Raw genomic sequence first — 11,854 nt, forward strand, 5'->3', positions numbered from 1 at the left:
TCTGTCTGAAGACGGCATACCGGCAGGGGCTGCTTTTTTTAAGTAAAGCGCCGAACCCGGTGGATTGCCGGGCTCGGCGCTTTTGAAACGGGTACTTATCCCGCGGATTTCCCGGCGGAAGGGTTAATTTTCAATACCCAGGCGTCAGGGTTGATTTTCAGTATCGTCGGCGCCGGTGTTGGAAAAGTCTTTTTTGGTCAGTGCAACGCCGTTTTTCTTTAACGCAGCAATGGTATACTTGCATTTCGGCGTCAGTGTGATGGTAGTATCCAGCGAGGTGCTGTAGGTACCGTTGGCGTTCCGTTTGGCAGTGGTACCGTCATTCTGCAGCAGATCCGGAAAAGCGTCTGCCAGGGCTTTTCCGCCGATGGCCCGGAGCCTGGTGCGGACACTCTGGGGAGCGCCGGAGACAGTTCCCTTTAATTCCAGAGTAAGGGAATATTCGCTGCTGCCGATGCCTCCTTCCAGACAGTCCGCAGCCGTGTACGCAATGTGATGGGCGTGATAATCCCGGATCACAGCGTTGAAAATCTCCTGGGCGCCTTTGTTGTAGACGGTTTTTTTGTCGCCTGCCGTGGCATTGGTGATGACTGCGTGATTGTAGTTCGTGCAGAACAGATAGTTCAGGGCCTGCGTATAGTCACTCTGAATGGTTTCCAGCTTATGGGTGACAGAAGTGATATCCCGCCGGTCGGCAGCGCGCAGCGGCACGGAATAGTACCGGATTAAGGTATTCCCGTTTTTCAGCTGATAGCCGATGGTTATGCCGGTAACAGTGTCACTGTCGCTGGCGGTATCGCTGTCTGGATTCAAATAGCTGTTTCGATGATCCAGAATCGTCTGCTGCAGATCTCGGATCTGATCAATCTGCGAAGCGTTTTCCGCCAGAACCGGGTAATCGGTCGAAAGGACGGCCGCAGTGACTTCGGAAGTGTCCGGGATGGTATTTTCCAGTTTCCGGCAGTATCCCAGGATCATACCGGCCAGCAGCACGGTAGTGGCTGCCGTGAATACCACCCATTCCAGAATCATCCGGCGGACAAATACCCGGACTGTTTTTTTCAGCACCATTTCGGTAATGAAGAACCAAATCAGGCAGAAGACTACATAGAGGATCAGAAATCTGACCATGGTGGCTCTGCCGGGCGTATCGGAACCGGCGATGACCATGCTGAAAAAATACGCGAATCCAATTCCTCCGGTGAACCCGATGATCCAGCGGCTGATCGGATGCAGGCAAGGAAAGGCGCTGACATCGCCGGCGCACTCCAGCTGACGGCGCCGATACAGAAACATGCCGCAGATCACAAGGGCGGCGGCCACGATGCAGTATCCCAGCAGGCTGGCCCAGCCATAATAATGAAGGGCGGTCTGCGTGACACCTTCCGGTGTGTTGGATATGACATCCATTCCGGTTCTGGTCGTGATATATACTGCCGGTGAGAGATAATTCCCTGCTTCCAGCAGCGGATTTGCGGATACTGTACCGGGGACTCCGAACGTAAACATGTTGGTGAGCATGGAAAACAGCGTCCGCAGTACAGCATACAGAAGATTTACAATGGCATAGTAGATGGCGCCTCCGATGTAATGGGCGGAAAGCATGCAGCAGAATACCGCTATGGAATACAGGATAAAATCCACAAGAACCACATAGCCCAGGGCCGGAAAAATCTGGCTTCCCGGTTTCAGACCGCCCCGGAGAAAGGCCGGCAGGGCAATGAAGAAGTTAATGGTCTGGGGCACAATCAGAAACAGGAGTCCGCTGATGTAATTGGTGATATAAAGTTCCCTGCGGCTGAATGGCAGCGCATGGGTCATATTGCAGCTTCTGGCGCTGCAGAGGTAGGAAAATACCGCGGATGCAGCCAGAATCGCGAAAATAATGATGTGGACCGGGGACTGGAACGTGGACAGTGCCTTGGCCAGTTCGGAAACATCCTGGTTTCCCGTGATAATATGGGGAACCGTGAGGTAGGCGATAAACGGGCAGAGAAAAAACAGGCACACGGTATACAGGATCCATATGACACCGAATCTCCGGATATTTTTGGAAAACACCGTCCGATTAAAGAAGGATGTCTTTGAATTCATAATTCATACCTCCCATTTCATAGATAAAGATTTCTTCCAGCGTCAGCGGAAGGACATCGAGTACCAGCGGATGCATACGGCCGAGGATCTCCTGGATCTGCGCCGGATCCCCGCGTACGATCAGTGTGTGGGCATGCCCGGTGGATGTCTGGTGCAGTACCTGCAGACCATCCGGGAGAGGCGGCATTTCCTCCGGGAAGACAAGCTGAATCTTGGAAATATTGGACTGCAGCTCTTCCAGCGGCCGCTCCATGTGAACCTGTCCCTGGAACATGATTCCGACGGTATCACATACATCCTCCAGTTCCCGCAGGTTGTGGGAGGAAACCAGTACCGTCATATGGCGTTCGGCCACCTCTGACAGCAGGATGCTCCAGATCTGGCGCCGCATAACAGGATCCAGTCCGTCTACCGGTTCGTCCAGAATCATGATATCCGGTTTACAGCAGATGCTGAGCCAGAAAATCACCTGTTTCCGCATGCCTTTGGACAGGCGGCGGATGCTTTGTTTGACATCGATGGCCGGAAAAGCCTCCTTCAGCCGCTCAAACAGTGCAAGGTCAAAGTGGGGGTAGATCCCCTTGTAATAATTCTTCATATCCAGTGTATTGGACTGGAAAAAGTAGAATAGATCGTCCGGCACGTAGGCGATGCGGGCCTTGACGGCCGGATTCTCATACACCGGCTGGCCGTCTACGGAAATGGTGCCCTGATCCGGCCGGTAGATACCGGTTAAGTGCCGGATGATGGTGGATTTGCCTGCGCCGTTTGGTCCCACCAGTCCATAGACGCTGCCGGTGGGAATCTTCATAGTTACATCGGAAAGTGCCTGAAAATCGCCAAATTTCTTTGACAGATGAGATACCTGAATCATACTGGTTCCCCCCTTTCGGACAGTGCTTTGATTCTTTCTGTGAGTTCGTTTACCGTTGTCTGCAGGTAGAGCAGTTCGCTGACCGTTTTGTCAAAAACGGCCAGAAGCTCCTTCTTGCGCGGAGACTCGCTTAAGTCAACCTCTGCGACGAAGGAACCGCGTCCCGTGACTTTGTAGATGTATCCTTCATGCTCCAGTTCACGGTAGGCGCGCTGAATCGTATTGGGATTGATGGCAAGCTGTGCAGCCAGTTCCCGAACAGAAGGAATCCGGTCATTGGGCTTCAGTGCCTGGGTCATAATCAGGCGGAGCATGCCGTCTTTGATCTGTTCGTAGATTGGCCGGGAATCCCGGAAATCAATTTGAATCACGCCGTTTCACTCCTTTTTTCTTCTGCGTTGTCAGGGTCCGCACAGGCACTGCCTCGTCAGGCAGCGAGCCGCAAAGATGCAGCCAGCCGGCACAGTGCTGTCATTCGGTATCCTGTGCTGTGCCGGTCCCTGTGTGTATGGTGTGTATTAAGTGTACCATGTTTACTAGTACACTTATACTAGCATGGGGAAGAATGTCTGTCAAGAGGATTCGATCTGCAGGATGCAAAAGAAACCGGCAGCCGAAGCCGGGAAGTATAGAATATGCACATAGAAAAAGGGCAGATCGGAATTTCTTCCGGTCTGCCCAGTGATCAGATCTGATACACAATGTGCGGTTATTCCGCGTCTTCTGCCTGCCATTCCTCAATGGTTTCATTCAGAATGCGAAGAATGTTTTCTTCTCCCACTTCGTCAAGGGTTTCAGAAATAGATTCCATTTTATCGAAAAAGCTGGGGCCGTTCTGCTCCGAACCGCATCCGGAGCCGCAGGTACCGCAGTTGTGTGTACAGTTTTCCGGTGCATAATCTGGATTGCTCATAACAAGTCTCCTTTCTGTCTGTAATACGGCACAGACAATGGTGTGCCGGGAATGTTTCGAATATTATACTATGGAGGTCAAGAAAAGGCAAGTACAAGATTTGTGATTTTTTTGTCATACCGCGGATTGCCAATCTGCGGGAAGGTGGCTATAATGGGGTCAGCATAAACCGGCGGGATTTGCTGAGAATCCCGGATGGAATGAAAAGAATTGGAGCAGGAGTGAGAGAGATGCGAGCAAGCGGCATATTGCTTCCGGTCAGCAGCCTTCCGTCCCCGTACGGCATCGGCTGTTTTTCCAGAGAAGCGCTGGAGTGGATAGATTTTCTGAAAAAAAGCGGACAGAAGTACTGGCAGATTCTTCCGCTTGGCCCGGTCAGTTACGGGGATTCCCCGTATCAGTCATTTTCAACCTTTGCGGGAAACCCGCTGTATATTTCCCTGGAGGGGCTGGTGGTAGAAGGGCTGCTGAGCAGGGAAGAGTGTGAGGCGGCAGAACTGGATGACGGCAGTGGATATGTGGATTACGGCTGTCAGTTCCGCCGCAGGTATCAGCTGCTGTATCAGGCGTATGTACGCAGCGGATGCCAGCAGGAGGAACGGTACCAGGCCTTCTGCCGGGACAGCAGAAGCTGGCTGGAAGACTACGCGCTGTTTATGGCCCTGAAAGAGGAGAATGGCTGGAAGGCCTTTACGGAGTGGAGCGAAGATCTGCGTCTGCGGCGTCCGGAAGCGCTGCGGAAAGCGCGGGCGCGTCTGGAAGACCGGGTGGAGTTTTACTGTTATCTCCAGTACCTGTTTGATCAGCAGTGGAGCCAGGTGCGCCGCTATGCCAATGAAAACGGGATCCGCGTTATCGGGGACATCCCGATCTATGTTTCCATGGACAGTGCGGATGTCTGGACCAGGCCGGAGCTGTTTCAGCTGGATGAAAACCGGCGTCCGAAGGCTGTGGCAGGGTGTCCGCCGGATGCTTTTTCAGCGGACGGACAGCTGTGGGGCAATCCGCTGTATGACTGGGAGGCCCACAGGAAGGAATCCTACCGGTGGTGGCTGGATCGGATCCGCCACTGCGCGAAACTGTACGATGTGGTAAGAATTGATCACTTCCGGGGATTTGATTCCTATTATTCCATTCCATACGGGGATGAGACTGCCAGAAACGGCAGCTGGGAGCCGGGACCGGGCATGGAGCTGTTCCATTTTGTGAAAAAAGAGATTCCGGAGCTGGCAATTATCGCGGAGGATCTGGGATTTATGACGGATTCGGTCCGTCAGCTGGTCCGGGACAGCGGCTATCCGAATATGAAAGTCCTGCAGTTTGCCTTCGGATCCGACGCGCGGAATGAATATCTGCCCTTCTGGTATGAACGGAACTGTGTGGTATACACCGGCACCCATGACAACGAAACCCTGCTGCAGCACATCGAAGCCGCGGGCGAACAGGAAAAAAACAGAATCCGGGAATATACCGGTCTTGCGGACGGGGACGACAGCGCGCTGTGTGAAGGCGTGATACGCATGGCATTTGCTTCCGTGGCGGATACCTGCATCATTCCCATGCAGGATTATCTGCAGATCGGCGCGGAAGGGCGCATGAATTATCCGTCCACCCTAGGCGGAAACAACTGGAAATGGCGGATGAAGAAAGAAGATCTGACGGAGGAAAGAAGCGCCCGGATCCGTCACCTGACAGAATTGTATGCCCGTTAGTACAATGGCACAATTTTCAGTTGCCGCGTTTTGTGCTATAATTGACTGATATTTTGAATTTGGTAAGGAGACACTAAATATGGAGCTGAGACAGTTACGTCAGTTTTATGAAGTGTGTGAGACAGGCAGTTTTTCCGCTGCGGGCTCCAGCCTTTATATGACACAGCAGGCAGTAGGCAAGTCCATGAAACAGCTGGAAGATGAGCTGGCAGTGGTGCTTTTTATCCGGGAGAAGTCCGGCGTCAGCCTGACGCCGCAGGGAGAATACCTGAAAGAACGCTGCAAGGTAATCCTGGATTATATCCGCGATACGGAAGATCAGCTGCGGGAGATCGGGGCAAACTGCCCCCTTCGCACCAGAATCATGCTGCCGGAAGCCGTGATGCAGGAGATCCGCACCATTGGCGCGTCCAGTGAGGCAGCGCTGACGGACACACAGTTTATTGACTGTCAGGTACAGAAAGACGGAGTAGATGAACAGGCACTGGAGGAAGGAAACTGTGACGCGCTGATTCTTCCTGCGGCGGTGCAGAGAGACGACCTGCTGGCGTATCCGCTGCTGCATGTTCCGCTGTGCGCGGTTTTCGCGGATACCGACAAAAAAATCAACAAAAAAGAGCTGTCCATCCGGGACTTCAGGGGAAAGCGCGTCATTCTCCCTTCGAACTGGATCTATATGAAAAGCAGCCTTCTGCGGGCCTTTAAAGAGCAGAATGTGACACCGGAAGACGTGATTTCCGTAGAGGACCGGGAGGAAGGAATGCGCATGGCGGAGGCCGGCGACGGAATCCTGATCCTGACGGAGCGCAATCTGATGAATTATGACAAATCCGGCTACCGGGTGAAGAGCATCCCGATTAAGAAACGCAGCTTTTCCTGGAACCTGTATTACCTTTTCCGCAAACATGACACCTGTCAGAAGGAAATCCTGCGTGCGTACGAGTTTCTGAAAATACGGCTTCTGATATAGCAGGAAGGGAGCCGAAGGGCGGAAGGTGAAAGATCCGCTGTTTTTATGGCAATACATCCGGAAATAAGTTATGATGGAGTCGGCCCTGCAGAGGGCCGGCTTTTTTCAGAAAACGCAGAACGGATCCTGCGGCAGAGGGCTGCAGACAGAACGGAGCAGGAGGATAGAGAAACATGGATATCAGAGAACGTATGAAACAGGGATTCCTGTGTTATGACGGCGGCATGGGAACAGCGCTGATCCGCCGGGGCTTACAGTCAGGAGAACGTTCCGAACGGTGGAATATCGACCATCCGGAGGAAGTGACTGCCGTCCATCTGGAGTTCCTCAGGGCCGGCGCGGATATTATTCTGGCCAACACCTTCGGGGCAAACCGGTTCCATTATACACAGGAAGAGCTGGAGCAGGTGATCCGGGCAGGCATCCGCTGCGCAAAAGAAGCGGTGGCCCAAAGCGGAAAAGAAGCCTGGGTTGCGCTGGACATCGGGTCTACCGGCCATCTGCTTCCCCCCATGGGAATGCTGCCTTTTGAAGAGGCGGTGGAGATCTTTGGAGAAATCGTGCGAATCGGCGCAGACGCCGGCGCGGATCTGGTACAGATCGAAACCATGAATGATGTCTATGAACTGAAGGCGGCAGTACTGGCAGCCAGGGAAAACTGTGACCTTCCGGTATTTGCCACGGCAGTATTTGATGAAACTGCCCATATGCTGACGGGGACTTCTCCGGAATCCGCAGTCGCGCTTTTGGAAGGGCTGGGCTGCAGCGCAGTGGGACTGAACTGTGGCGTGGGGCCGGAGGCCGCGGAAAAAGCGCTGCGGATCATGTCGGAATACGCATCCCTGCCGCTGATCGCGAAACCGAACGCCGGACTTCCCCGGGTGGAAAACGGCGAAACTTATTTTGATGTAACACCGAAAGCCTTTGCCGCGCAGATGCGAAAAATCATGGAAATCCCCGGCGTGCAGCTGGTGGGCGGGTGCTGCGGCACTACGGCGGAGCATATCCGCCAGACCTGCGAAGCCGCCGGAGAACAGAGGATGCTTCCGGCCGCGGACAAGCCGGTGGCGCTGATTTCCTCGTACCAGTCCTGCGTAAACCTGGGGGACAGCGGCCTGCAGATCAGCACGGCGATTGATCCGGCCAAAGATTCCGAACTGCTGGAAGATCTGCAGGACGGCGCGATTGACACGGTGCTGGATCTTGCGGATGAAGCGCTGGACGACGAAGCAGATGTGCTCAGCATTCGTCTGGCGGCAGAAGGTGTGGATGAGGCAGCCTGCATGAAGGAAGCAGTGATGGAACTGCAGAACATCAACACCATGCCTTTTGCCATAGACTCCACAGATCCGGCGGCCGTGGAGGCCGGCATACGGATTTACAATGGAAAAGCGCTGGTCAATGCAGGCGAAGCATCCGGGGAAACACTGGAGCGTATTTGCCGGATCGCGGCCAGATATGGGGCTGTGGTCAACAGTCAGCGGACAGACCGGGAGGCGGTGCGGACCGCGGCGCGGGACAGCGGACTGAAGGAAAAAGATCTGGTCTTTGGGCTGTATCCGGCCTGATTTTCCGGCCCGGACTGCCGGAGACGCGTAAGCGTGCCGGAAAAACGGCCGGACTGCCGGAAACGCGTAAGAATGCCGGAAATACGGACGGCCCCGGCGGCGCAAACGAGCGCCGGAAAAACGGTCAGATTGCCGGAGACGCAGGAAGAGCGCCGAAAACACAGAAAAACCGGATAGAAACAGGGAGAAACACAGGAAAGATTATGGCAAAGGTATTAGTAGCAATGAGCGGCGGCGTGGACTCCAGTGTCTGCGCCTGGCTGCTGAAACAGCAGGGATATGACTGCATCGGCGTGACCATGCAGCTCTACGAAAATGAGACAGTGGGCAGATGCAGCGGGCATACCTGCTGCAGTCTGGATGATGTGGAAGACGCCAGAAGCGTGGCGTACCGGATCGGAATTCCCTATTATGTATTTAATTTCAAAGAAGCCTTTGAACAGGAAGTCATCCAGCGGTTTGTGCAGGCCTATGAAACAGGACTGACGCCGAATCCCTGCATTGACTGCAATCGTTTTATGAAATTTGAGCATTTGTACCGTCGCGCCAGGGAGCTGGGATGTGACTACATCGCAACCGGACATTACGCGCAGATCTGTCAGGATCCGGAGACCGGGCGTTATCTTCTGAAAAAAGGACCGGATCCGAAGAAAGATCAGAGTTATGTGCTGTATGCCATGACCCAGGAACAGCTGGCGCATACTCTGCTTCCTTTAGGCTCCATGAAAAAAGAAGAAGTGCGACGCATTGCGGAAGAGCAGGGATTTATCAATGCCCGCAAGCACGACAGCCAGGACATCTGTTTTGTCCCGGACGGGGATTATACGGAATTTCTGACCAGACATACCGGGAAAGAGTACCCGGAAGGGGATTTTGTGGATACCAGGGGAAATGTGCTGGGACGCCATAAGGGAATCATTCACTATACCATCGGACAGCGGCGGGGACTGGGAATTCCTGCGGAACACAGGCTCTACGTCCTGCGCAAAGATGTGGAAAACAACCGGGTCATTCTGGGCGAGGAAGATGAACTGATGACAGCGGCGTTTGAGGCAGATGACTTAAACCTGATTTCTCTGGAACAGCTGGATGCGGCGGTTCCTCTGCATGTGAGCATCCGTTACCACCAGAAACCGCAGCCGGCGACTGTGATTCCTGTGGGCGGAAACCGGGTACGGGTCGAGCTGGAGAAGCCCCAGCGGGGAATCGCGCCGGGCCAGGCGGCAGTCTTTTATGACGGGGAAAACGTGGCAGGCGGCGCTACGATCCGGGCGTGCTTTACTGCCGGATGACAGTTTCGGAAAACGGGTTTCTTCCATATTATATATACATAATTTATTGATACGGAAAACACTGCCGTGTGGAAATAACAGCACACCGGTATAAAAAACGGGCCGGAGACGCATCCATGGATGCGCCTCCGGCCCGGCTGTGTCCGCGGCTTTTGAAGCGGCAGATTTATTCGGTATCTTTGCTGCGGTCACGGCCCAGATAGTCCAGCCCGTGTACGGTGCAGCCGTAGACGATTTTGCCTACGGATTCGATGCTCTCCCGGTAACCGTCACAGACCCAGTTTTCCAGAATGCCGATGACACCATAGGAGATATAGGCATAGGCATAGTCCATTTCGGTGGATGTGGCTTCCGGATAGGATTTCTTCCAGAAGCGGAGACTGTTGTCATATCCCAGGTAGATCAGCTGCCGGATAAACTGGGAATCTCCGTGGGGACCGATCAGTACGGTAAACAGGTCCTTGTTTTCGTCCACCAGATGCAGCAGGCCGTCGAACCAGTCGTCGGTGGACATCTGGAGCACTACATTTTCAAAGACTTCATTCTGGATGGAATTCATCAATGCAGTGACATCTTCGTAATAGGAATAAAAGGTGCTGCGGTTGATATCTGCCAGTTTGCAGATGTCGGTGACGGTGACTTTGGCCAGCGGCTTCTCGGCCAGCAGCTCAAAGAGCGCGTCCCGGATGACGGATTTGGTATATTTTGTGCGGCGGTCGCCTGCCATAAGAGAAACCTCCTGTAAAAAAACAACATGCCCTGCTGCAGAAAACCGATTCCGGCACGCAGAAAAAGAAAGACAAAACATGTCGGTTATCCAACACTCTGTTGAAAGTATGTTTGATATTTCACAGGAAGTTGGAAGATTGACGGTTGATTCTGGAGATAAAGAGATTATAATATACTGCAGTTAGAATTTCAACAGGTGTTGTTTTTTTTCCACACAATTGGATAACAGCGCCTCACACAAATAAAGTTGAAAGGGGACATTGAAGTGGCAAGTTTATCACATACAATGCAGAGAAAAGCTTTTAGCGCGGCAATTGATGTAGCGTTAAGAAGACTGAACAAAGACCGGGAAAAGGGACTGCTTCAGATCGTTGATCTGGCAAAGCGTTTCATGGGAGATAATTTTAAGGAAAATGCCTACGAAGGAGCAAAGGCGATTATCCAGAATCCGGATCACAAATGGAACAAATTCGTCAACAAACTGTTAGACGAATTAGACCCGAATGTGGCGAAGATGACTGCCCTGAACCTGGGATTTGAGGCAGCTTTCTACGGCACAAAGACCATCCGCAAGATGCGTGAAGTACATCAGTGCAATATCCCGTGGCTGATCCTGATGGATCCCACCTCTGCCTGCAACTTAAGATGCACCGGATGCTGGGCGGCAGAATACGGCTACAAGCTGAACCTCACATTTGAGGAGATGGACAGCATCGTGACACAGGGCAAAGAGCTGGGCGTTTATTTCTATATGTTTACCGGCGGCGAACCTCTGGTGCGCAAGGATGACATCTTAAAGCTCTGCAGAAAGCACAGAGACGTGGCATTCCACAGCTTTACCAACGGTACGCTGATTGACGAGGACTTCTGCAAGGAAGTGCAGAAAGTCGGCAACCTGTCCTTCTCTCTGAGCCTGGAGGGATTTGAGGAAGCAAATGACGGCCGCCGCGGCGAGGGTATCTTCCGCAAGGTACTGGGCGCGATGGATCTGATGAAACGGTACGGCCTGTTCTTCGGCACATCCGTATGCTACACCAGAAAGAACTTCGAAGCAGTTACTTCCGATGAGTTCTTCGATCTGTTAATCGAGCACGGATGCCGGTACGCATGGTACTTCCATTATATGCCGGTAGGAAACGACGCGGATACCGAACTGATGCTGACACCGGAACAGCGTGTCTACATTTATCACAGACTGCGTGAAGTTCGTGCCTTCGAAGGCGGCAAACCCATCATGCTGATGGATTTCCAGAACGACGGAGAATTTGTAGGCGGCTGTATCGCTGGCGGACGGAACTACTTCCATATTAATGCCAACGGAGATGCGGAGCCCTGCGTATTCATCCACTATTCCGGAGCGAATATCCGCAAGAACACACTGTTAGAGTGTCTGAAACAGCCGCTGTTTATGGCTTACAGAGACAACCAGCCGTTTAATGACAATATGCTGCGTCCGTGTCCGATGCTGGAGAATCCGGAGATTCTGCAGAGAATCGTCAAAGAGTCCGGCGCCGTATCCACAGACCTTCAGTCTCCTGAGACCGCAGAGCATCTGTGTGCGAAGTGTGAAGATTACGCAGATGCATGGACTCCGGAAGCAAATAAGCTGTGGAAAGCACATCCGCATGTAAAACAGGGTTACATCAACTACAAACCGGAAAATCTGGAAGGATTTTTAGAGAGAAATCAGAGAGCATAATAT

The 11,854-nt window shown here is 52.9% G+C and carries 10 protein-coding genes; 5 read left to right on the plus strand and 5 right to left on the minus strand.

Features of this window, described 5'->3' with window-relative positions; genetic code table 11:
* Window positions 1-144: 144 nt before the first annotated feature.
* From CXIVA_RS07785 to CXIVA_RS07800, 4 genes are all read right to left on the minus strand, one after another.
* Entirely contained in the window at window positions 145-2,094 is a 1,950-nt protein-coding gene (locus tag CXIVA_RS07785; RefSeq protein WP_013977461.1) for an ABC transporter permease, read from the minus strand.
* A complete protein-coding gene (locus CXIVA_RS07790) occupies window positions 2,069-2,968 on the minus strand; it encodes an ABC transporter ATP-binding protein (protein WP_013977462.1) in 900 nt (299 codons plus the stop codon). Before CXIVA_RS07790 ends, CXIVA_RS07785 begins: the two co-directional genes overlap by 26 nt.
* Window positions 2,965-3,339, minus strand: a complete 375-nt coding sequence (locus CXIVA_RS07795; protein ID WP_013977463.1) for a GntR family transcriptional regulator — start codon at window positions 3,337-3,339, stop codon at window positions 2,965-2,967. Before CXIVA_RS07795 ends, CXIVA_RS07790 begins: the two co-directional genes overlap by 4 nt.
* Before the next feature lie 338 nt (window positions 3,340-3,677).
* Window positions 3,678-3,881: a hypothetical protein gene (locus CXIVA_RS07800; RefSeq protein WP_013977464.1), complete on the minus strand. Its 204-nt coding sequence runs from the start codon at window positions 3,879-3,881 to the stop codon at window positions 3,678-3,680.
* 200 nt (window positions 3,882-4,081) lie between these two features.
* Here CXIVA_RS07800 and malQ point away from each other — a divergent pair, with 200 nt between their 5' ends.
* The 4 genes from malQ (at window position 4,082) to mnmA (ending at window position 9,423) form a co-directional block, all read left to right on the plus strand.
* On the plus strand, window positions 4,082-5,593 hold the full coding sequence (gene malQ, locus CXIVA_RS07805) for a 4-alpha-glucanotransferase (protein ID WP_278244593.1): 1,512 nt from the start codon (window positions 4,082-4,084) through the stop codon (window positions 5,591-5,593).
* A gap of 79 nt (window positions 5,594-5,672) precedes the next feature.
* Entirely contained in the window at window positions 5,673-6,563 is an 891-nt protein-coding gene (locus CXIVA_RS13440; RefSeq protein ID WP_013977466.1) for a LysR family transcriptional regulator, read from the plus strand.
* 173 nt (window positions 6,564-6,736) lie between these two features.
* Window positions 6,737-8,131, plus strand: a complete 1,395-nt coding sequence (locus tag CXIVA_RS07815; RefSeq protein WP_013977467.1) for a homocysteine S-methyltransferase family protein — start codon at window positions 6,737-6,739, stop codon at window positions 8,129-8,131.
* 203 nt (window positions 8,132-8,334) lie between these two features.
* Window positions 8,335-9,423, plus strand: coding sequence for a tRNA 2-thiouridine(34) synthase MnmA (gene mnmA / locus CXIVA_RS07820; protein WP_013977468.1), 1,089 nt, complete (start codon window positions 8,335-8,337; stop codon window positions 9,421-9,423).
* Window positions 9,424-9,589: 166 nt separating this feature from the next.
* Here mnmA and CXIVA_RS07825 read toward each other — a convergent pair whose 3' ends face one another.
* Window positions 9,590-10,150: a TetR/AcrR family transcriptional regulator C-terminal domain-containing protein gene (locus CXIVA_RS07825; protein ID WP_013977469.1), complete on the minus strand. Its 561-nt coding sequence runs from the start codon at window positions 10,148-10,150 to the stop codon at window positions 9,590-9,592.
* Window positions 10,151-10,438: 288 nt separating this feature from the next.
* Between CXIVA_RS07825 and CXIVA_RS07830 the strand changes: the two genes are divergently transcribed.
* The gene (locus CXIVA_RS07830) at window positions 10,439-11,851 is read left to right on the plus strand and encodes a radical SAM protein (RefSeq protein WP_347475645.1); all 1,413 of its coding nucleotides are present in this window, start codon (window positions 10,439-10,441) and stop codon (window positions 11,849-11,851) included.
* Window positions 11,852-11,854 lie beyond the last annotated feature (3 nt).

Origin of the sequence: Clostridium sp. SY8519, from assembly GCF_000270305.1 — a bacterium.
Lineage (GTDB): Bacteria > Bacillota > Clostridia > Lachnospirales > Lachnospiraceae > SY8519.

Coding starts and splice junctions, on each gene's coding strand:
- CXIVA_RS07785 (WP_013977461.1), bottom strand. CDS start 2,094: ATGAATTCAAAGACATCCTTCTTTAATCGGACGGTGTTTTCCAAAAAT.
- mnmA (WP_013977468.1), top strand. CDS start 8,335: ATGGCAAAGGTATTAGTAGCAATGAGCGGCGGCGTGGACTCCAGTGTC.
- CXIVA_RS07800 (WP_013977464.1), bottom strand. CDS start 3,881: ATGAGCAATCCAGATTATGCACCGGAAAACTGTACACACAACTGCGGT.
- CXIVA_RS07790 (WP_013977462.1), bottom strand. CDS start 2,968: ATGATTCAGGTATCTCATCTGTCAAAGAAATTTGGCGATTTTCAGGCA.
- malQ (WP_278244593.1), top strand. CDS start 4,082: ATGAAAAGAATTGGAGCAGGAGTGAGAGAGATGCGAGCAAGCGGCATA.
- CXIVA_RS07825 (WP_013977469.1), bottom strand. CDS start 10,150: ATGGCAGGCGACCGCCGCACAAAATATACCAAATCCGTCATCCGGGAC.
- CXIVA_RS13440 (WP_013977466.1), top strand. CDS start 5,673: ATGGAGCTGAGACAGTTACGTCAGTTTTATGAAGTGTGTGAGACAGGC.
- CXIVA_RS07815 (WP_013977467.1), top strand. CDS start 6,737: ATGGATATCAGAGAACGTATGAAACAGGGATTCCTGTGTTATGACGGC.
- CXIVA_RS07830 (WP_347475645.1), top strand. CDS start 10,439: ATGCAGAGAAAAGCTTTTAGCGCGGCAATTGATGTAGCGTTAAGAAGA.